Genomic DNA, 21,301 nt, shown 5'->3' on the forward strand with positions numbered 1-21,301 from the left:
GCCGTCAGACCGGGACGCCCGGCTCGGCGGCTCGCGGAGCGTACAGGGACCGCGGCAGCAGCGCGGCGCGTACCCGCGTCGGTCTATCGACGCTGGCGCGCAGCTGCCTCAGCACCAGGCCCAGTGGCTCGGACAGATCAGTCTCCGCATCACCGGAGCGGGCGTAATTGGACTGCTCGACGGCATCCGTGAGTCGACGCATCGCCGCCGCGTCGACCTGGTTCGACCGCACGAGACCCGCCGCACGCACACGTGGGGTCTCGGCATCGGACACGTCTTGTTGGAGGTCGATCAACGTGTCGCGGAGCTCGGCCCAAGCCGCCGCGGAGTCTCCGCCTCGCGCTCGGCTCATGCGACCGCGGCGCTCCACGACGCGGATGAGCGCCGGCAGCAGGAGCAGCACGACGACTCCGAGCGCGGTGAACACGAGCGGCATCGCGTCGAGGCCACGCTGTGCGTCGCCGTCCGCCGAGTCGCTGCCGGCGTCTTCGCGGTCCACCTCCGGCCCCGAGGTCTCTTCACTCTGCGGGGCCGTGGTGGGGACGGGGACGGACGGGTCTCCGGAGCCACCGCCCTGCGTAACTCCTGCGCGGAAGACGGTCGGCACGCCCAGGGAGGCGGTCGGCTCGAAAGGAACCCAGCCGACGCCGGGGAAGAGCACCTCCGGCCAGGAGTGCAGCTGATCGCTGGTCACGGAGAACACCGATTCCGTGCCCCGTTTCTCGTCGGTGAGCGCGCCGGGCAGGTAGCCGACCACGATGCGCACCTGCATCCCCAGGCTCTCGGCCATCAGGGCGAAGGCGCCGGCGAAGTGCACGCAGTACCCCTGGCGCTCTTCGAGGAACTGCGCCACGGCCTCGGCCCCGGTGCCGTCGAAGCCCTCCTGCACCGGTGTCTCGAGGGAGTACGCGAACTGCGAGCGGAACCAGTTCTGCAGTGCCACGAGTCGGTCGTAGTCGGTGCTCGCAGCCGCGGTCACGTCGGTGGCCGTCTCGGCGATGATGCCCGGCAGCTCCACGGGCTCCTCCTCGGGATCGACGACGGGGGGCGCGGCGTCGATCGCGCGGATCTGCTCGAGCGTCGGGATCAGGCGGGATGAGGTGACGGTGTAGTCGTTGCCGACGGCATCGGCGCTGCGGGAGAAGAGCGTGCGGTTGTCGGGGGAGACCCGCCACGAGCCGCTCAGACCCTGCACGGCGGTGGCCGGGTACGGCACCGGAAGCCACGAGCTCGACATGCGCAGCACCCGGATGGAGGTGTTCTCCTCCTCCGTCGCGATCTCCTCACCCCACTCCGGGGCGCCGAAGCCGTCGTCCTGCGACTGCAGGTCGCCTCGGTCTGGCTGCCAGACGCGTCCGTCGAATCGGGAGAGCGTCGTCAGCCGCAGGTAGGGGGCGGTCTCGCCGTCCGCCGCCACGGTCAGCACCTCGACCGGGTTCGGTTGGCGCAGGTCGTCACCGAGGCGCAGCGATGCGTCGACCGTGACGCCGACGCCGGTGCCGGCCATGCTCGTCGCGACGGGCAGCGCGGGTGCGATGGCCACGGTCGTGACCAGCGCGGCGGCCCCGAGCGCGACGGCGAGCGAGGTCGACGATCGGCGAGGCGATTCCGGATGCCGGCGCGCGGTGTAACGGAAGAGGAGCAGGGCCATCACGCCGTAGAGCACGAACCAGATCACGTTCGTCTCACCCAGGGTGACGATCATCGGCACCGCGCCGATGGCGCCGGTCAGCAGCGAAGCCAGCACGGCCGAGCGGTGCGCCACGAGCTGGTCGAGGAGGATCGCGACGATCGCGAAGCCGGCGCCCATCGTGGCGGCGAGCCCGGGCGAGGCGTCGAGCGGCGCGGAACCGAACGCGACCTCCTCGAAGGCCGCGGCCCCGAGGGCTCCGAACACCGCGAGGGTGGTCGTCGTCGGGACCACCCCGAAGATCGCGGTGTCACCCGCGACGAGCAGCGTCACGGCGCCGATGGCCACGACGATCTGGGTGAGGAGGGTGCCGGTGTCCCGGACCCATGCCGCCCGTCGGCGCAGCAGGTGCCGCAGCAGCATGCCCGTCCCGGCCACGACGATGACCACGACGAGGACCGTGCCCGACCAGGTGCCCGGAGAGATGACCGACGTGTACGGCCACGTCGCCACGAGTGTCGCCGCGGCAGCCAGTGCACCGGGGCCGACGACGCCGGTCGTCTCCTCGCGGTCGCGGTGCCACTGCGGCGCGGATGGCGTGGGGGCGGCCGCGGTCGGGGCCGACCGCTCAGCGCGGAACATCGCCGACTCCGATCCGCGCCGAGACGGCATCCTCCCACGCCTCGGCGATGTCCGCTCCGAGCTCCACCACCGTCCAGCCGTGCGGGATGGTGGCCTCGGCGGCGCCGGGCAGCAGCTCGGTGCTGAACAGCATCGGGGCGGTGGCTCCCGCCGGACGCAGCAGGGCGGCGTCCTCCTCATCGAGGCGCCCGGTGATGAAGACCAGCGGGCCGGGAGGCGTTCCGCCGATGAGCGACGCCAGGTCCCGGCTCTCGCCGCGGGGCGTCACCATCGCCAGCGCCACGAGCAGTCCGTCACGGTCGTCTTCGTGCCCGCGCAGGGCGCCGAGCAGAGTTCCCGCGCCGTCGATCACGTCGACGCTGTAGCCCTCGGACGCGAGATGGATGGCGGCGGATGCGCACAGGGACACGGCGGCTTCGAAGGCCGGATCGGCGTGGACGCCCGGCGCATCCCAGTGGCGACTGCTGCGGTCGAGCACGACGACCGCGTCAGGGCTCGACTCCTCCTCTTCCTGACGCACCATGAGCTGCCCACGGTGTGCGGTCGCCCTCCAGTGGATGCGACGCATCGAGTCGCCGGGGATGTAGCCGCGCGGTGACAGGTTGTCGCTGCCCTGCCCCAGCCTCGTCGACGAGGTGTGCGCGGTTCCTCCGGCGGCTCCGACCCGCACGGCGAGCGGGGCGAGGGCGAAGACCTCGGGCACGACGGTGACGCTGCGGGTGTCGCCGAACGGCTGCTCGCGCTGCGCCAACCCGAACGGATCCACCGTGCGCAGCATGAGCGGCCCAAGCGGCCAGACGCCGCGTCGGACGCCGGTGATCAGGTAGGTGAGCTGACCGGTCTCGGGCGGGTACTCGCCGCCCGAGTCGCCGGTGACGGCGTCGGGCAGCACGTCGTGCCACAGCCCTCGCGGCACGCGGAGCGCACGCAGCGTGAAGCGCACCGTCACCCTCGAGGTCTCCGACACTGTCAGCAGGTCGGTGGAGATCTGACGGGTGACCGTCCCGGAGCGGCGGGGGAGGCGGACGGCGAGGAGTGAGAACAGCGTGAGGGCGGCGAGCAGCACCCCGATGTAGAGCAGGATGCGGGCGCCGAGGACGTTGGCGGCGATCATGCAGCACAGCGCCGCGATGAGCGCACCGGCGCCGCGGCTGGTGAGGGATCGGCGTCGTCGCATGAGGGTCTCGGTCAGGAGCGGGTCGCGACGGGCACGCGCACCCGCTCGACGATCTGGGTCAGCGCGGTTTCGACGGGCTGCGCGCCGGCACGGTGGGCACCGCGCGCAGGCAGCAGGCGGTGCGCCAGCACGGGGATGAGCAGTGCGGTGATGTCGTCGGGGATGACGTAGTCGCGTCCGTCGAGCGCGGCCCACACCTTCGCCGCCCTGATCAGCTGCAGCGTGGCGCGCGGGCTCGCGCCGAGGTGGAGGTTCGGATCGGAGCGGGTCGACTGCGCGAGGGCGACCGTGTACTCCTCCAGCGCGGGGGCCACATGGACGGAGCGTGCCCACGCGATGAGCTGCGAGATGGACGCCGCATCGGCGACGGGCGTCACCGCGGCGAGCGGGCTCACCACATCGCGCTGGCGGAGCATGAGAGCTTCGGCTGCGGCATCCGGGTATCCCATCGAGATGCGCATCATGAAGCGGTCGCGTTGCGCTTCGGGCAGGGCGTAGGTGCCCTCCATCTCGAGCGGGTTCTGGGTCGCGACGACCAGGAACGGCTTCGGGAGCATGTGCGTGGCGCCGTCGACCGTGACCTGTCCCTCCTCCATCGCCTCGAGCAGCGCGGACTGTGTCTTCGGGGAGGAGCGGTTGATCTCGTCGGCGATCACGATGTGGGCAAAGACCGCGCCGCGCTTGAACTCGAACTCCCGGTCGACCGGGTTGTAGACCGAGACGCCGGTGACGTCGCCGGGAAGCAGGTCGGGGGTGAACTGGATGCGGCGCACCGTCGCGTCCACGCTCGCGGCCAGTGCCCGCGCGAGCATCGTCTTGCCGACGCCGGGTACATCTTCGATGAGCAGGTGCCCCTCGGCGAGGAGGCAGACGAGCGCGCTGCGCACGGCATCGGGCTTGCCGTCGATGACCTGGCCGATGGAGCCGAGGATCGCGGAGGTCTGCGCGGCGAACCGCTCGGCGTCGATCGTCACCGGGACCAGGGGGGCGTTCTCGGGCATGCGTTCCCTCTCACATCGGCGCTGCGGTGCGCGTTACTCGATCGTAACCCTGTGGCGGGGGTAACGCTCTGGCAGTTCCTCGTGCTGAGGTCAGGCGTCGCAGGAGGCGAGGGCCGTAACAGTAAAGTACGGCCCCGCAGAACCACAGCTGGTTCTGGGGGCCGTACTCGCGTTTGCCTCTTATTTCCGAGATCTGGTCTTGTCCCCGGCGTGCTTCTTTTGGGATCGACGGGTGAACGAGAAGAACACCACCAAGAAGAGCATCGCCGACATCATTGCCCAAAGCATGCGGCGAATCTAACACTTCACGCTTGTGGGGATGAACGATGGCACGTCCAGTTTGAGGCAGCGTCCTTCTCCGGAGGCATTTCCGGCCACAGTGGCGATTGCCGCGACGGCACCCGCGCCCACGGTATAGAGAACGGCGGTGACCGCGACGCCTCCAGGCAGCGCGGCAATCGCCGCGCCGGCAGCGAGGATGAATCCGACCACGGCGCCGGTGTCGCGCATTCGTGATCTGCTCAGTCCGCCAAAGAGCGGCGGACTGTCGTCGGGCCCGTCGTCATCGGGTTAGGATGGTTGACGGCTCTCCGCGTGGCGGCATCCAGGCCAATTCCCCCAGGGCGGAAACGCAGCAAGGGTAACCGGGCTCTGCTGGGTGCGCGGAGAGTCACTTTCTTTTTCTGCGGGTGATCCGCCGGACGCTCAGTCGTCTCCTGGCTGCACCTGCGACAATCATCCGGTGACCGTCACCCCGCCGCTGAAGACGCAGCATCCGCTCGGCCGATTCGCCTCGCCGGTGCTCCTGCTCGTCGCGATGTGGGTCGTGCAGTTCGCCGATGCGATCCTGCCGGGATCTTTCACCGGCTTCGGGTTGCGGTCCTGGGACGTCTCCGGTCTCGGCGGAATCCTGCTCGGCCCGCTCCTGCACGCGAATTGGCAGCACCTCATCGCGAACTCGGTGCCGTTCCTCGTGCTCGGCTGCCTCGTCGCGGTGGAGGGCACCCGCCGGTTCTGGACGGTCACGGCCATCGTCGCGATCGTCGGCGGCGTCGGTACCTGGGTGTTCAACGCCCCGGGAACCCTGACGGTCGGCGCCTCCGGACTCGTGTTCGGATACTTCGGCTACGTCGTGATGCGGGTGTTCGCGCCGGGCCGGGTCGCCCACCGGATCCTCTACGCCGTCATCGCGTTGATCGTGCTCGCCCTGTACGGTGCCACGATGCTGGCCGGGGTGTTCGGCGTCGCCGAGGGGATCTCCTGGCAGGGTCACCTCTTCGGTGCGATCGGTGGCGGACTCGCCGCCCTCATCGGCCGTCGCCCGCGAACAGAGCGCGGAGCGCTCGCGGCATGAGTCCTCGACGCGCGGCGTCGCCGGCGAAGCGCAGGCGGGCGACGACGAAGCCGAGATCGAAGCGGAAGAGCACGGCGCGGCGGCGCAAACCCGGTACGCGACGGCAGGCGGCGATCCGGCTCCGCCGCCGGAAGATCCTGCAGCGGGTGCTCGTGTCGACCACGGCCGTCCTGGTGCTCGGCGGGCTGCTGGCCCTCATCCCGCTCGGGCTCGCGCGCGACCCGGCACCGATCTGCATCGACGAGCCGCAGACGTTCCCGGAGGCGGGCATCGAGGGGTGGAGCGGAGAGCAGCTCGAGAATGCGGCGACCATCGTGCGCACGGCGGCCGGGCTGGGCTTCCCGCGAGAGGGGCAGATCCTCGGGGTGATGACGGCGATGGGCGAGAGCAGCCTGCGCAACATCGACTACGGCGACTGGGAGACGAGCGGGTTCACCAATCCCGACGGCTCGCGCACCACGAGCATCGGGCTGTTCCAGCAGCAGGACTGGTGGGGGAGTGCCGAGCAGCGGATGGATCCGGCGACCGCCGCGACCCTGTTCTTCGACCGTCTCGGACGGCTTCCCGACTGGCAGAGCATGACGCCTTCGCACGCGATCCATCGGGTGCAGATCAACATGGACCGCGACTACTACTCGCGGTTCCAGGCGGATGCCACGGCGGTCGTCGACGCGCTGTCGGGCCCGTGCGAGTGACGCCGGCGCAATAGTTCCGGTGGGATGCCCGGTGGGTTCACGGATGCCGCGCCTAAGCTGAAGCCGTGGCGCAGAGCATCTACATCACCTCGGCCGAAGGCCATACCGGAAAGTCGACGATCGCCCTCGGGGCGCTCGACGCGTTGATGCGCGTCTCGCCGCGGGTGGGGGTGTTCCGCCCGATCGCGCGATCCGTCACCGAACGCGACGACATCCTCGAGCTGATGCTGGCCCACGACGGCGTGCAGCTCGACTACGAGAACTGCATCGGCGTCACCTACGACGACGTGCGCAGCGATCCGGAGGCAGCGCTGTCGACGATCGTCGCGCGGTTCAAGGCGGTCGAGGCGCAGTGCGACTCCGTGGTGATCATCGGCAGCGACTACACCGATGTCGCCAGCCCCGCCGAGCTCGGCTTCAATGCCCGGATCGCCGCCAACCTGGGGGCGCCGGTCATGCTCGTGCTCAGCGGTCGTGATCAGCAGCGCCAGGCGGAGCAGCTGGGCACGACGACCGCTCGCGCAGCCGCTGCCGTCGGACAGATCGCAGAGCTGGCGCTGTCCGAGCTCGCCGCCGAACGGGCCGAACTCTTCGCGGTCGCCGTGAACCGGGCGGACCCCGACTCGCTCGACGCCGTGATCGATGACGTGCGTGCGGTCCTCCACGACGAGCGCACGCCGGTGTGGGCGATCCCCGAGGACCGTGCGCTGGTCGCCCCGTCGATCCGCGGCATCCTCGCAGCCGTCGACGGGAAGCTCCTCAAGGGCGACGACGACCGGTTGGCGGCGGAGGCGCTGACGATCGTGGTCGCCGGGATGTCGATGGTCAACGTGCTGCCGCGGCTCACCGAAGAGGCGGTCGTGGTGATCCCCGCCGACCGCACCGAGGTGCTCCTCGCTGCGCTGCTGGCGGACTCGTCCGGCACGTTCCCGCGCATCGCCGGCATCATCCTGAACGGCCCGTTCCCCTTGCCGGAGCCGATCCTCCAGCTGCTCGACGGATTCGCCTCGACGGTTCCGATCATCACCACCGACCTGGGCACGTACGACACCGCGGTACGGGTGATGGGCGCCCGTGGCCGGATCTCGGCCGATTCCCGCGGCCGGTACGACCGTGCGCTCGGCCTGTTCCAGGCGCATGTCGACATCGCCGAGCTCACGGAGAAGCTCGGGCTCGCGGAGTCACGCGTCGTGACGCCGCTGATGTTCCAGTACGGGCTCATCGAACGTGCCAGGGCCGACCGACGCCGCATCGTGCTGCCCGAAGGGGAAGACGACCGCATCCTGCGCGCCGCCGCCACGCTGCTGGCCAGGGAGGTCGCCGACCTCACGATCCTCGGTGACGAGGCCGCGGTGCGGGCGCGTGCCGTCGAGCTGGGCGTCGACATCGCGGCGGCCCAGGTGCTCAGCCCGACCGACCCCGAGCTGGTGGAGCGCTTCGCCGCCGAGTACGCGCGCCTCCGCGCCCACAAGGGCATCACGCTCGCCCAGGCGGCCGACACCGTGACCGACGTGTCGTACTTCGGCACGATGATGGTGCATCTCGGCCTCGCCGACGGGATGGTCTCCGGCGCCGCGCACACGACCGCGCACACCATCCGCCCGTCGTTCGAGATCATCAAGACGAAGCCGGGGGTGAACGTCGTCTCGAGTGTCTTCCTGATGGCGCTCGCCGACCGTGTGCTCGTGTACGGCGACTGCGCCGTGATCCCCGATCCGACGAGCGAGCAGCTCGCCGACATCGCGATCTCCTCCGCGACCACGGCGCGCCAGTTCGGGATCGATCCGCGCGTCGCGATGCTGTCGTACTCGACCGGAGAATCCGGCACCGGCGCCGACGTCGACAAGGTGCGCGCGGCGACCGCCCTCGTGCGCGAGAGGGCACCGGAGCTGCCGGTGGAGGGCCCCATCCAGTACGACGCGGCGGCGGATGCGGCGGTCGCCAAGGCCAAGCTCCCCGGCTCCGCCGTGGCCGGACGGGCGACGGTGTTCGTGTTCCCCGACCTCAACACCGGCAACAACACCTACAAGGCCGTGCAGCGATCGGCGGGCGCCGTCGCCATCGGACCGGTGCTGCAGGGGCTCAACAAGCCCATAAACGACCTCTCCCGCGGCGCCCTGGTCGACGACATCGTCAACACCGTCGCGATCACCGCGATCCAGGCGCAGGGAGAGCACGCATGAGCGCGATCCTGGTGATCAACAGCGGTTCGTCGTCGCTGAAGTACAGCCTGATCGACATCGAGCAGGAGACCCTGCTGGCGAGCGGGCTCATCGAGCGCATCGGCCAGGACGCCAGCCCGGTCGCCCACACCGTCCGCCCCGAGTCCGACGGCACGGCCATGCCGACGATGCTGGACGCGACGTATCGCGACGAGCGCCCGATCGCCGATCATGCCGCCGCCTTCGAGATCATGCGCGCGCAGTTCGCCGCGCACGGCCCGTCACTCGAGGAACACCGCCCGGTCGCCGTGGGGCACCGCGTGGTCCACGGGGGCGCCCGCTTCTACGCCCCGACGTTGATCGATGCCGATGTGGAGCGGCAGATCGATGAGCTCGCTGTGCTCGCGCCGCTGCACAACCCCGCGAACCTGGCCGGCATCCGCGCCGCCCGCGCCGTGTTCGATCAGGTTCCGCACGTCGCCGTCTTCGACACGGCGTTCCACCAGACGCTCCCGCCCGCCGCGTACACCTACGCGATCGACGCCGCGCTCGCCGCGGAGCACCGGGTGCGCCGCTACGGCTTCCACGGCACGAGCCACCAGTATGTGAGCGAGGCCGCGGCGGCGTTCCTCGGTCGCGACCTCGGCAGCCTCCGACAGCTCGTGTTCCACCTCGGAAACGGAGCGTCGGTGACGGCGATCGACGGCGGTCGCTCGGTCGAGACCTCGATGGGGCTCACCCCGCTCGAGGGCCTGGTCATGGGCACCCGCTCCGGCGACATCGACCCCGCCGCGCTCGTGCACCTGTCGCGTCGTGCCGGCCTCTCGATCGACGACCTCGACTCGCTGCTCAACACCCGCAGCGGGCTGGCAGGCCTCGCCGGTCGGAGCGACATGCGCGACATCCTCGCCGGGGTGGAGGCGGGGGACGACGCCGCGATGCTCGCCTTCGACGTTTACGTGCACCGCCTGCGCGCCTATGCCGGCGCGTACATCGCGCAGCTCGGGGGAGTGGACGTCATCTCCTTCACCGCCGGCGTCGGCGAGAACGCGGCGCCGGTGCGGGCGGCCGCGATGGCGACCCTCGGATTCGCGGGTGTGGAGATGGATGCCGCCCGCAACGAGGCGAGGGAACGCGGCATCCGGCGCATCTCCACGAACACCTCACCGGTGACGGTCCTCGTGGTGCCGACGGATGAGGAACTGCAGATCGCCCGGCAGACGGCCGAACTGCTCTGATCCGTCCGCCGGGGTTACCTCCTGAAGCGCCACCGCATTACGCTTGCACAGTGGCACGGAGAGGTGCCGGCCCGACGATCGCCCTTCTCCTGGAGGCTCTGTGCCAGAAGCACTGCCCGACCTGTTCCACGCCGACGGCGTACTGTTCGACCTCGACGGCGTGCTCACTCCGACCGCCGAGGTGCACATGCGCGCCTGGAAGGTCGTGTTCGACGACGTGTTCGCCCGCTGGGGCATCACGTCGCCGTACACCGATGCCGACTACTACGACTACGTCGACGGCAAGAAGCGCTACGACGGAGTGGCGAGTCTGCTGCGCAGTCGCAACGTCGAGGTGCCCTGGGGAGAGGTCGATGACGACCCCTCGGCCGAGACCATCTGCGGGATCGGCAACCGAAAGAACGCCGCCTTCGCGCAGTCGCTGCGCGGGCAGGGCATCGCGCCGTACCCGGGCTCACTCGCGGTCGTCGAGGCTCTGCATGCCGCCGGCATCCCGCTCGGCGTGGTGTCGAGCTCCAAGAACGCTGAGGAGGTGCTGGCCGCCGCCGGCATCCGCTCCTTCTTCCGGATCGTCGTGGACGGGGTCGTGGCCGAACGCGACGGTCTCGCGTCGAAGCCCGCCGCCGACATGTTCGCCGCGGGCGCGGTGGCGCTCGGTGTCGACCCGGCCCGCTCGGTCGCCGTGGAGGATGCCACCTCCGGGGCCGCTTCCGCCGCTGCCGCCGGCTATGCGAGCGTGATCGGCGTCGACCGCGGTGCCGGTGCCGATGCGCTCCGTGCCGCCGGCGCCACCGTCGTCGTCGACGACCTGGCCGTGTTCGTCCCCGATACCCGCACCGACATCCCGGAGACCGCATGATCGACCGCGACCGCTTCCCCGTCGACCCCTGGCGACTGATCGACACGCACTACTCGGAGGAGGGCGTCGGCGAGACGCTGTTCTCGGTCGGCAACGGCTACCTAGGCCTGCGCGGCAACCACATCGAGGGCCGCGGCGCACAGGAGCACGGCACGTTCATCAACGGGCTGCACGAGACCTGGCCGATCCGGCACGCTGAGCAGGCCTACGGTTTCGCCGAGGTCGGGCAGACGATCGTCAACGCTCCCGACGCCAAGGTCATGCGCGTCTACGTCGACGACGAACCCATCTCACTCGACGACGCCGACGTGCGCGAGTACCGCCGCACGCTCGACCTGCGCACCGGAGTGCTGGAGCGTCACGTGGTCTGGGAGACCCCGTCGGGCAAGCGTGTGCGCATGCGTGACGAGCGCATCGTGAGCTTCGAGGAGCGGCACCTCGCCGTGCTGCGGCTCGAGGTCGTCGTCGAGAACGCCGATGCCCCGGTCACCATCAGCTGCCAGCTGCTGAACCGCCAGGACGGTGCGGGCGTGTACGCCGGCACTCCGATCGGCACGAAGGCCGCTGCCTTCGATCCTCGCAAGGCCGAGAAGATCGCCGACCGCGTGCTGGAGCCTGCCGAGCACTGGCAGGACGGGCTGCGCTCCGCGCTGTCGTACCGGGTGGCCGACTCCGGGATGACGGTCGCCGTCGTGGCCGACCACGTGGTCGAGACCGAGAACGAGTACAACGCCCGCACGCTCGTGGAGCCCGACATCGCGAAGAACGTGTTCCGCGTGCAGGCGAAAGCCGGCGTCCCCATCACGGTCACGAAGCTCGTCAGCTACCACACCTCGCGGGGCGTACCGCCGCGGGAGCTCGTCGATCGCTGCCGTCGTTCGCTCGACCGCGCGGCCGATGAGGGCGTCGAGACGGTCTTCCAGCGTCAGCGGGCCTGGCTCGATGCGTTCTGGGAGCGCAGCGACGTGCAGATCGGTGGCCGCGACGACCTGCAGCAGGCCACCCGGTGGTGCCTTTTCCAGCTGGCTCAGGCCTCCGCCCGCGCAGACGGCGCCGGCGTCCCCGCGAAGGGCGTCTCCGGGTCGGGATACAGCGGACACTACTTCTGGGACACAGAGATCTACGTGCTCCCCTTCCTCACCTACACGACGCCGCGGTGGGCATACAACGCACTGCGGGCGCGGGTGAAGATGCTCCCGGCTGCGCGTCGCCGGGCCGCACAGCTCAACGAGGCGGGGGCGCTCTTCCCGTGGCGCACCATCAACGGCGAGGAGGCCTCCGCGTACTACGCGGCCGGTACCGCGCAGTACCACATCAACGCCGACATCAGCTTCGCGCTCGGCAAGTACGTGCGCGCGACCGGTGACGAGGAGTTCCTCCGGCGCGAGGGCGCCGACATCGCGATCGAGACCGCGCGGCTGTGGGCGACTCTCGGCTTCTGGCGTGCCTCGCGGCTGGTGGAGGAGGCGGATGCCGGTGACGGGATCGAGACCTTCCACATCCACGGCGTCACGGGGCCCGACGAGTACACCACGGTCGTCAACGACAATCTCTACACGAACGTAATGGCGCGCTACAACCTCCGCTACGCGGCGAAGATCGTCCGCGAGATCAAGGAGAGCCACCCCGAGGACTATGTGAAGCTCGTCGATCGCACGGGGCTCGGCGTCGGCGAGGCCGAGGCGTGGGATCGCGCGGCGGAGGCGATGTACATCCCCTACAGCGAGGGCCTCGGCATCCATCCGCAGGACTCGCTGTTCCTCGAGCGCGAGGTCTGGGATCTCGCCAACACGCCCGCCGAGCAGCGACCGCTGCTGCTGCACTTCCACCCGCTGGTGATCTACCGGTTCCAGGTGCTCAAGCAGGCGGATGTCGTGCTGGCGCTGTTCCTGCAGGGGAACCACTTCTCGCCCGAGGAGAAGAAGGCCGACTTCGATTACTACGATCCGCTGACCACGGGTGACTCGACGCTCTCGGCGGTCGTGCAGTCGATCCTCGCCGCGGAGGTCGGGTACCAGGATCTCGCGCAGAGGTATTTCGAGCAGTCGCTGTTCGTCGACCTGCACGACCTGCACCACAACGCGGCCGACGGCGTGCATGTGGCCTCCGCCGGTGGAGTGTGGACGGCGCTGGTGTGCGGTTTCGGCGGCATGCGTGACTATGCCGGCGACCTGAGCTTCGATCCACGCCTGCCGGCCGACTGGCCGTCGCTGTCGTTCCCGCTGCAGTGGCAGGGATCCACGCTGCACGTCTCGGTCACCAAGGACGAGCTGCGCGTGCAGGTGCGCAGCGGCCCCCCGGTGCCTTTCAGCGTGCGGGACACCGCGTATTTCGCGACCGTGGAGGACGAGGTCGTCGTGCCGCTGGCGGATCAGGGACCACTGATCCCCGGGCGTCCGACGCTGCGGCAGTTCGCCGACGCCCGCCGCGACGACGGCACCCGGATGTCGGCATCCGTCCCCGTCATCACCACCGCCATCCCGGTGATCGAGTCGACCGATTGACGCTTCCGGACGCCGTGGATCGGCCGACCCGCCGAAGGTCGGTGGCACGCCGTAGGCTGTTGAGGTGACCACAGCCCTCTACCGCCGCTACCGCCCCGAGACGTTCGGCGAGATGATCGGGCAGTCCCAGGTGACCGACCCGCTCATGACGGCGCTGCGCGGCGATCGGGTCGGCCACGCGTACCTGTTCTCCGGCCCTCGCGGCTGCGGCAAGACGACCTCGGCGCGCATCCTGGCACGCTGCCTGAACTGCGCCGAGGGGCCGACCGACGTGCCGTGCGGCGTCTGCCCGAGCTGCGTCGAGCTGTCGCGCGCCGGCGGGGGATCGCTCGACGTCGTCGAGATCGACGCGGCCAGCCACAACGGCGTCGACGACGCCCGTGACCTGCGCGAGCGGGCGACCTTCGCGCCCAGCCGCGACCGGTACAAGATCTTCATCCTCGACGAGGCGCACATGGTCACCCCACAGGGGTTCAACGCGCTGCTCAAGCTCGTCGAGGAGCCCCCGGAGCACGTCAAGTTCATCTTCGCGACGACCGAGCCCGAGAAGGTCCTCGGCACGATCCGCTCCCGCACACACCACTACCCGTTCCGTCTCGTGCCGCCCGCAGCGATGCTCGAGTACGTCGAGAAGCTCTGCGCCGAAGAGGGCGTGATCGTCGAGCAGGGCGTGCTGCCGCTCGTCGTCCGCGCGGGCGGCGGCTCTCCGCGAGACACGCTCTCGCTGCTCGACCAGCTCATCGCCGGATCCGACGCACCCGCCGGTTCCGAGACCGTCACGGTCGGCTACGCGCGCGCCGTCTCTCTGCTCGGCTACACGCACGGTGCTCTCCTCGACGAGATCGTCGACGCGCTCGCCGCCGGAGACGCCGCCGCCGCGTTCCCCGCCATCGACCGTGTCGTGCAGACCGGTCAAGACCCGCGGCGCTTCGTCGACGACCTGCTCGAACGGCTGCGCGACCTGATCGTCATCGCGGCCGTCGGTGCCGGCGCTTCGGCCGTCCTGCGTGGGATCGCCGAAGACGACCTGCAGCGCATGCGCGGCCAGGCAGAGGTCTTCGGTGCCGCGCGCCTGTCCCGCACCGCCGACGTCGTGAGCGCAGCCCTCGACGACATGTCGGGGGCGACATCCCCGCGCCTGCATCTCGAGCTCATGGTGGCGCGTGTGCTCGCCAGTGCGACGGATGCCGGCGCTGTGGCTCCGGCGGCTCCCAGTGCCGAGCGCGCCCCGGCGCCCACGCGGCCCACCGCAGCGTCGGCGCCTGTTTCGGCGCCTGCGGCCTCGGTGCCCACTCCCGCTCCATCGGTGTCGGACACGCCACCTGCGTCCGCGCCTGCCGTCGCCACACCCGCGGCGCCGAGTTCAGCCGCGGCCGAAGCGCCCGCTCCGGAAACGACTGCGACAGGGCCGGCTGCCACCGAACCGTCTGCCACCGAACCGTCTGCCACCGAACCCGCTGCCACCGAACCCGCCGCTCCTCGAGGACCGGTCACGTTCGACAGCATCCGTGCGTCCTGGCCCGCTGTCCTCACCCGGCTCGAAGGCATCAGCCGCACATCCTGGCTGCTGGCCACGGCCGTGCAGCCGCTCGCCTACGTCACCGACACCGAGGTGCTGACGTTGGGCTTCACGAGCCAGCACGACGTCGCGAAGTTCAAGGGCACGACCCCCGGTTCCGGTCCCTCCGACCACCTGCGGTCCGCGATCGAGCACGAGCTCGGGGTGCGGGTGAAGTACCTTCCTGCACCGATGCCTGCCGGTGGTGCTCCGCGCCAGTCGGCGGCATCCGGTCCCTCGGCGCCCGCCGATTCCGCTGCCGCATCGGAGCCTGCGTCAGCGAGTTCCTCCCGCTCGCAGGTCCGTGGCTCGTCGGCATCCGCGGTGACCGAATGGGCGGTCGCACCGATCCCCACCGCGCAGGAAGAGCCGGCGAGCGCCCCGCCCGCGCCGTCTTCGCCGCTCCCCGTCGACGAGGAGCCCGAAGAGGTGGAGGCAGCGGCATCCGCTCCCGTCCCGCCATCCGATGGTGCGGTCGATCGTGACGAACCTCCGCTTCCGGGCGACGATGAGGCTCCGGCCTTCGATGACGAGCCGCCCTACGATCCTTCGTACGAGCCGCCGGTCTCGCGGCAGCCTGCTCCGCGGGAGGCAGTGCCTCCACGGGCTGCTCCTCAGCAGCAGCCCGCCCCGCAGGCGCAGCGCGCGGCAGCAGCCCCACCGGTCGTCATCGAGCGCGCGCCCTCGGTCGGGGGAGTTCAACGCTACGGCGAGGCCGTGATCCGCCAGGTGCTCGGCGCGACGTTCCTGCGTGAAGAGCCCTACGAGCCCCCGACGAGGTTCAACTGATGTATGACGGCATCGTTCAGGAGCTGATCGACGAGTTCGGTCGCCTGCCCGGCATCGGCCCGAAGTCCGCCCAGCGGATCACGTTCCACATCCTGCAGACGCCGACGTTCGACGTCGCCCGTCTCGCGGAACTCCTCAGCGAGATCCGCACCCGTGTGCGGTTCTGCGAGATCTGCGGCAACGTCGCCGAGCAGGAGCGGTGTGCCATCTGCCGCGACCCGCGCCGCAGCCAGACGCTGATCTGCGTGGTCGAAGACGCCAAAGACGTCGCGGCCATCGAGCGCACGCGCGAGTTCCGCGGCCTCTACCATGTGCTCGGCGGGGCCATCAGCCCCATCGCCGGTGTCGGGCCCGACGACCTCCGCATCGCGCAGCTGATGACACGTCTCGCCGACGGCACGGTGCAGGAGGTCATCCTCGCCACCAACCCGAACCTCGAGGGGGAGGCGACAGCGAGTTACCTGAGTCGGCTGCTCACGACGATGCAGATCACGGTGTCCCGGCTCGCCTCCGGGCTCCCGGTCGGCGGCGACCTCGAATATGCCGACGAGGTCACCCTCGGTCGTGCCTTCGAGGGCCGGCGCATCCTGTGACCCCGAACGCGGGCTTCTCGCGTCGTGGCTGGCTTCTCTTCGGGGCCATGGCCCTGCTGTGGGGCGTGCCGTACCTGTTCATCAGCGTCGCGGTCGAGTCGTTCTCTCCACCTGCGATCGTCGCCGGGCGCACTCTCATCGCCGCCCTGCTGCTCCTGCCGTTCGCCATCCGCAGCGGCGCGCTTCGGGCTGCGCTGAAGCACTGGCCGTGGGTGCTGGCCTTCGGCGCCGTCGAGATGGCCGGTCCCTTCCTGCTGCTCGGACATGCCGAGATGACGCTGCCCTCCGGCATGACCGGTCTGCTGGTGGCGACGGTTCCGCTCTTCGCCGCGCTGATCGCTCTCGGCGGCGGCGACCGTGGGGTGCTGCGGCCCACTCGCGGAATCGGCCTGCTCGTCGGCTTCATCGGCGTCGCGATCGTGGTCGCCGGTCCCGGTCTCTTCGGTGGCGAGGTCAGCCTGCTGGCGGCCGGCGAAGTCCTGCTGGTGGCGGTGCTCTACGCGATCGCCCCGTTCATCGTGGCGCGCAAGCTCAACGACGTCCCCTCGCTGGGCACCATCACCCTGTCGCTGCTCATGATCGGCATCTTCTACCTCCCGATAGGTCTGCTCACGCAGCACGAGGTCCCCACACTGCCCTCGATCGCCGCGCTCCTCGCGCTCGCCATGATCTGCACGGCCGTAGCGTTCCTCGCGTTCTTCGCCCTCATCCGCGAGGTGGGCCCGGTGCGCGCCCCGTTGTTCACCTACGTGAATCCGGTGGTCGCGATCATCCTCGGGGCGATCGTCCTCGCCGAGCCGCTGACGCCCGGGTTGCTGCTCGGGTTCCCGCTGATCATCGTCGGCTGCTGGTTCGCCGCCACCGGTGGCCGTCTGCGTCCGGTCTCTCCGCAGGCGCTCCCTCCCGCACTCTGACCCACGCGCGCCCCGTGACACATGCACAACGGGGCATACGCGCCGATCGTAGAATGAGCGTGGGCGGATCCGCCCGACATCCCAGGGAGTGATCGTGGCCCTCATCGTGCAGAAGTACGGCGGCTCGTCCGTCGCCGACGCAGAGAGCATCAAGCGCGTCGCCAAGCGCATCGTCGACACCCGTCGTGCCGGTCACGACGTCGTGGTCGCGGTCAGCGCCATGGGCGACACCACCGACGAGCTGCTTGAGCTCGCCAACGAGGTCGCCCCGATTCCCGCGCCGCGCGAGCTCGACATGCTCCTCTCCAGCGGAGAGCGCATCTCGATGGCGCTGCTGGCCATGGCGATCCACTCGATGGGCTTCGAGGCGCGCTCTTTCACGGGCAGCCAGGCGGGCATGATCACCGACTCGCAGCACGGTGCCGCCCGCATCGTCGATGTCACTCCCGTGCGTCTGCGCGAGGCTCTCGACGAGGGGGCGATCGTGATCGTCGCCGGATTCCAGGGCTTCAACCGCGACACCCGCGACATCACCACGCTCGGTCGCGGGGGGTCGGACACCACGGCCGTCGCCCTCGCCGCCGCGCTGGACGCCGACGTGTGCGAGATCTACAGCGACGTGGACGGCATCTTCACCGCCGATCCGCGCGTGATCCCGAAGGCGCAGAAGCTCGATCACGTCTCGAGCGAGGAGATGCTGGAGCTCGCCGCCAACGGCGCCAAGGTGCTCTACATCCGCGCCGTCGAGTACGCGCGCCGTCATGGCGTCCTCATTCACGCTCGGTCGACGTTCTCGTCGGCCGAGGGCACGTACGTTCTGGGCGAGGGTATGAAGAACCCTCGCGAAGCCGAGGGAGCAGTCATGGAAGAACCGATCGTCGCTGGGGTCGCCACCGACTTCAGCCAGGCCAAGATCACGGTCGCGGGCGTGCCCGACGTCCCCGGCAAGGCCGCCGAGATCTTCAAGATCGTGGCCAAGTCCGGCGCGAACGTCGACATGATCGTGCAGAACGTCTCGGCCACCGGGCGCACCGACATCTCCTTCACCGTCCCCAAGGCGGATGCCGCGGCAGCGCTCAAGGCGCTGGCGGGGGATCAGACCGAGGTGGGCTTCCAGAATCTGATCCACGACGACCAGATCGGCAAGCTCTCCGTCGTCGGTGCGGGTATGCGCACTCACTCCGGCGTTTCCGCGACGCTGTTCGAGGCGCTCTCCGCCGGCGGCATCAACATCGAGATGATCTCGACGTCCGAGATCCGCATCTCGGTGGTCCTGCGCGACACCGACCTGACCGAGGCCGCGCGCACCGTGCACACCGCCTACGGACTCGACGGGGATTCCGACGCCACGGTCCACGCCGGCACCGGACGCTGATCTCTGCCATCCGCCTTCGCTTTCCTGCCGACTGTGCGGGCGTGTGCAGCGTGGAAGCCGCATCGCCTCGGACCGCGGTAGACTCACCGAAACCCTGACACCGGCGCCAGGCGCAGCATCCGCATCCCGACGCCGCGCCCGAAGCCTCGTACGCCGCACCGCACGACGCCAAGGAACATCATGACCCGCATCTCCGAATCAGGACTCTCCGTCGCCATCGTCGGCGCCACCGGCCAGGTGGGCACCGTGATGCGCGAGATTCTCGCCGAGCGGTCGTTCCCGATCCGCGACCTGCGCCTGTTCTCCTCCGCACGTTCCGCCGGCACCGCGATCGAGTTCGGTGGGGCGACGGTCATCGTCGAAGACGTCGAGACGGCGGATGCCGCGGGCATCGACATCGCCCTGTTCTCCGCCGGGGCCACCGCGAGCCGTGCCTACGCGCCGCGTTTCGCCGCTGCCGGTGCCGTGGTCGTCGACAACTCCAGCGCTTGGCGCATGGACCCCGAGGTTCCGCTCGTCGTCAGCGAAGTGAACCCGCACGCGATCGATGAGCGCCCCAAGGGCATCATCGCGAACCCGAACTGCACCACGATGGCCGCGATGCCGGTGCTGAAGGCGCTGGATGCCGAGGCCGGCCTCGAGCGCCTGATCGTGTCGACCTACCAGGCGGTCTCTGGCTCCGGCCTCGCCGGTGCGCAGGAACTGCTCGGCCAGGTCGAGGGCGTGCTCGCTCAGGGCGACACCCTGCGTCTCGTGCACGACGGCTCGGCGGTCGACTTCCCCGAGCCCGAGAAGTACGTCGCACCGATCGCGTTCGACGTGATCCCGTTCGCCGGCAACCTCGTCGACGACGGCGACAACGAGACCGACGAGGAGAAGAAGCTCCGCAACGAGAGCCGCAAGATCCTCGAACTCCCCGGCCTCCGCGTGGCGGGCACGTGCGTGCGCGTCCCGGTCTTCACCGGTCACTCGCTGTCGATCAACGTCGAGTTCGCTCGGGACATCACGCCCGAGCGTGCCCGCGAGGTCCTGAGCGCGGCTCCCGGCGTCGTACTCGACGAGGTTCCGACCCCGCTGCAGGCGGCGGGCAAGGACCCGAGCTTCGTCGGCCGCATCCGTGCCGACCAGTCGGCAGCTGAGGGCAAGGGTCTCGTCCTCTTCATCAGCAACGACAACCTGCGCAAGGGTGCGGCGCTGAACGCCGTGCAGATCGCCGAGGTCCTCGCGGAGCGTCTGGTCATAGCCTGACGGTATCCCCGCCATGTCGAACCGGTCTGGCAGGGTCGGACGCATGGTCTGCGACCCCGTGCCCGCGAACTAGACTGGTTCGGTGACAGAAAACGTCGATGTCGTCCTGATCGGCGGTGGCATCATGAGCGCCACCCTGGGTACTCTCCTGCATGAGCTGCAGCCGGAGTGGAAGATCGTCGCCTTCGAGCGACTCTCCGATGTGGCTCAGGAGAGCTCGAACCCGTGGAACAACGCCGGCACGGGGCACGCCGCCCTGTGCGAGTTGAACTACATGCCGCAGCAGGGCGATGCTCCGCTCGACCCGGCGAAGGCCGTGTCGATCAACGAGCAGTTTCAGCAGAGCCGTCAGTTCTGGTCGTCGCTGGTCGAGAAGGGTGTGCTCGACGCGCCGTCGACGTTCATCAACGCGACTCCGCACATGACGTTCGTCCGCGGCGAGAAGGATGTCGCCTACCTCAAGGCCCGCTACGAGGTGCTCAAGGAGCAGCCCCTGTTCGCCGGCATCGAGTACAGCGAGGACTCCCGCGTCATCAACAAGTGGGCGCCGCTGCTCATGCAGCAGCGCCGCAAGGGTGAGCCGTTCGCCGCGACGCGCGTGCCGGCCGGCACCGATGTCGACTTCGGAGCCCTGACGCACCAGCTCTTCGACCACCTGACCGAGTCGGGTGTCACGCTGCGCACGAACCACGAGGTGCGCAGCCTCAAGAAGCAGAAGGACGGCGGCTGGCTGGTCAAGTACCGCACGACCATCGGTCGCACGCCGAACGAGATCAAGGCGCGCTTCGTGTTCGTCGGTGCGGGTGGCTGGGCGCTCAAGCTGCTGCAGAATTCCGGCATTCCTGAGATCAAGGGCTACGGCGTCTTCCCGATCGGCGGCCAGTTCCTCAAGACCACGAACCCGAAGGTCGTCGCGCAGCACAAGGCGAAGGTCTACTCGCAGGCATCCGTCGGCGCTCCGCCGATGTCGGTTCCGCACCTCGATACCCGCGTCGTCGGTGGTGAGTCCTCGCTCATGTTCGGACCCTTCGCGACGTTCAGCCCGAAGTTCCTCAAGAACGGATCGATGCTCGACATCGTCTCGCAGGTGCGCCCGCACAACCTGCTGCCGATGCTGCAGGTCGCGGTGAAGAACCCCGATCTGATCACGTACCTCGTGGGTGAGCTGCTGAAGAACCACGCCAAGAAGGTCGACAGCCTGCGCACGTTCATGCCGACGGCCAAGGACGAGGACTGGACTCTCATCGACGCCGGTCAGCGTGCTCAGGTCATGAAGAAAGACCCGAAGAAGGGCGGCATCCTGCAGTTCGGCACGGAGGTCGTCTCGTCGGCAGACGGATCGATCGCCGGGCTCCTCGGTGCTTCTCCGGGAGCTTCGACCGCTGTCCCGATCATGCTCGAGCTGCTCAAGGCCTGCTTCCCGGACGAGTATCCGCACTGGGAGCCGGAACTCCGCGCCCTGATCCCCACGTTCGGCGAGAAGCTGAACAAGGATGCGGCGCTGGCGGAGCAGTACACCGAGGCGACCGCCGCCACCCTCGGCATCAACGTCTGAGTCCGGA

Annotated in this window: 16 protein-coding genes and 1 other RNA gene; 13 read left to right on the forward strand and 4 right to left on the reverse strand. The window is 69.6% G+C overall.

Going from position 1 to position 21,301, the window contains the following annotated elements; all coding sequences use genetic code 11:
• Window positions 1-4: 4 nt before the first annotated feature.
• From ACIOTO_RS12270 to ACIOTO_RS12285, 4 genes are all read right to left on the reverse strand, one after another.
• Window positions 5-2,272 (reverse strand): transglutaminaseTgpA domain-containing protein, encoded by a 2,268-nt coding sequence (locus ACIOTO_RS12270; RefSeq protein WP_400858003.1) that lies wholly within the window; start codon window positions 2,270-2,272, stop codon window positions 5-7.
• Window positions 2,259-3,449, reverse strand: coding sequence for a DUF58 domain-containing protein (locus ACIOTO_RS12275; protein WP_400858004.1), 1,191 nt, complete (start codon window positions 3,447-3,449; stop codon window positions 2,259-2,261). The genes ACIOTO_RS12270 and ACIOTO_RS12275 overlap by 14 nt, the downstream gene beginning before the upstream one ends.
• Before the next feature lie 11 nt (window positions 3,450-3,460).
• Window positions 3,461-4,450 (reverse strand): MoxR family ATPase, encoded by a 990-nt coding sequence (locus ACIOTO_RS12280; protein WP_262001277.1) that lies wholly within the window; start codon window positions 4,448-4,450, stop codon window positions 3,461-3,463.
• A 297-nt stretch (window positions 4,451-4,747) separates the two neighbouring features.
• A complete protein-coding gene (locus ACIOTO_RS12285; RefSeq protein ID WP_400858005.1) occupies window positions 4,748-4,960 on the reverse strand; it encodes a hypothetical protein in 213 nt (70 codons plus the stop codon).
• Window positions 4,961-5,031: 71 nt separating this feature from the next.
• Here ACIOTO_RS12285 and ffs point away from each other — a divergent pair.
• The 13 genes from ffs (at window position 5,032) to ACIOTO_RS12350 (ending at window position 21,294) form a co-directional block, all read left to right on the forward strand.
• An RNA gene (gene ffs, locus ACIOTO_RS12290) (signal recognition particle sRNA small type) lies at window positions 5,032-5,128 on the forward strand.
• 64 nt (window positions 5,129-5,192) lie between these two features.
• Window positions 5,193-5,804 carry a rhomboid family intramembrane serine protease gene (locus tag ACIOTO_RS12295; protein ID WP_400858006.1) on the forward strand — a complete coding sequence of 204 codons (612 nt, stop codon included), beginning with the start codon at window positions 5,193-5,195 and terminating at the stop codon, window positions 5,802-5,804.
• Window positions 5,801-6,499 carry a hypothetical protein gene (locus ACIOTO_RS12300; protein WP_400858007.1) on the forward strand — a complete coding sequence of 233 codons (699 nt, stop codon included), beginning with the start codon at window positions 5,801-5,803 and terminating at the stop codon, window positions 6,497-6,499. Before ACIOTO_RS12295 ends, ACIOTO_RS12300 begins: the two co-directional genes overlap by 4 nt.
• 65 nt (window positions 6,500-6,564) lie before the next feature.
• Window positions 6,565-8,682, forward strand: a complete 2,118-nt coding sequence (gene pta / locus ACIOTO_RS12305; protein ID WP_400858008.1) for a phosphate acetyltransferase — start codon at window positions 6,565-6,567, stop codon at window positions 8,680-8,682.
• On the forward strand, window positions 8,679-9,899 hold the full coding sequence (locus ACIOTO_RS12310; RefSeq protein WP_400858010.1) for an acetate/propionate family kinase: 1,221 nt from the start codon (window positions 8,679-8,681) through the stop codon (window positions 9,897-9,899). The genes pta and ACIOTO_RS12310 overlap by 4 nt, the downstream gene beginning before the upstream one ends.
• 100 nt (window positions 9,900-9,999) lie before the next feature.
• Window positions 10,000-10,758 carry an HAD family phosphatase gene (locus ACIOTO_RS12315; RefSeq protein ID WP_036302886.1) on the forward strand — a complete coding sequence of 253 codons (759 nt, stop codon included), beginning with the start codon at window positions 10,000-10,002 and terminating at the stop codon, window positions 10,756-10,758.
• Complete coding sequence (locus tag ACIOTO_RS12320) at window positions 10,755-13,262, forward strand: glycoside hydrolase family 65 protein (RefSeq protein WP_029261035.1); 2,508 nt, start codon at window positions 10,755-10,757, stop codon at window positions 13,260-13,262. Before ACIOTO_RS12315 ends, ACIOTO_RS12320 begins: the two co-directional genes overlap by 4 nt.
• A gap of 64 nt (window positions 13,263-13,326) precedes the next feature.
• Entirely contained in the window at window positions 13,327-15,609 is a 2,283-nt protein-coding gene (locus ACIOTO_RS12325) for a DNA polymerase III subunit gamma and tau (protein WP_400858011.1), read from the forward strand.
• Window positions 15,609-16,202: a recombination mediator RecR gene (gene recR / locus ACIOTO_RS12330; RefSeq protein WP_029261037.1), complete on the forward strand. Its 594-nt coding sequence runs from the start codon at window positions 15,609-15,611 to the stop codon at window positions 16,200-16,202. The genes ACIOTO_RS12325 and recR overlap by 1 nt, the downstream gene beginning before the upstream one ends.
• Complete coding sequence (locus ACIOTO_RS12335) at window positions 16,199-17,116, forward strand: DMT family transporter (protein ID WP_400858012.1); 918 nt, start codon at window positions 16,199-16,201, stop codon at window positions 17,114-17,116. The genes recR and ACIOTO_RS12335 overlap by 4 nt, the downstream gene beginning before the upstream one ends.
• 94 nt (window positions 17,117-17,210) lie before the next feature.
• Window positions 17,211-18,491 carry an aspartate kinase gene (locus ACIOTO_RS12340; RefSeq protein ID WP_029261039.1) on the forward strand — a complete coding sequence of 427 codons (1,281 nt, stop codon included), beginning with the start codon at window positions 17,211-17,213 and terminating at the stop codon, window positions 18,489-18,491.
• A 180-nt stretch (window positions 18,492-18,671) separates the two neighbouring features.
• Complete coding sequence (locus ACIOTO_RS12345; protein WP_029261040.1) at window positions 18,672-19,739, forward strand: aspartate-semialdehyde dehydrogenase; 1,068 nt, start codon at window positions 18,672-18,674, stop codon at window positions 19,737-19,739.
• 82 nt (window positions 19,740-19,821) lie between these two features.
• The gene (locus ACIOTO_RS12350; RefSeq protein ID WP_105711365.1) at window positions 19,822-21,294 is read left to right on the forward strand and encodes a malate:quinone oxidoreductase; all 1,473 of its coding nucleotides are present in this window, start codon (window positions 19,822-19,824) and stop codon (window positions 21,292-21,294) included.
• Window positions 21,295-21,301 lie beyond the last annotated feature (7 nt).

Origin of the sequence: Microbacterium sp. NPDC087592 (assembly GCF_044743585.1) — a bacterium.
Lineage (GTDB): Bacteria > Actinomycetota > Actinomycetes > Actinomycetales > Microbacteriaceae > Microbacterium.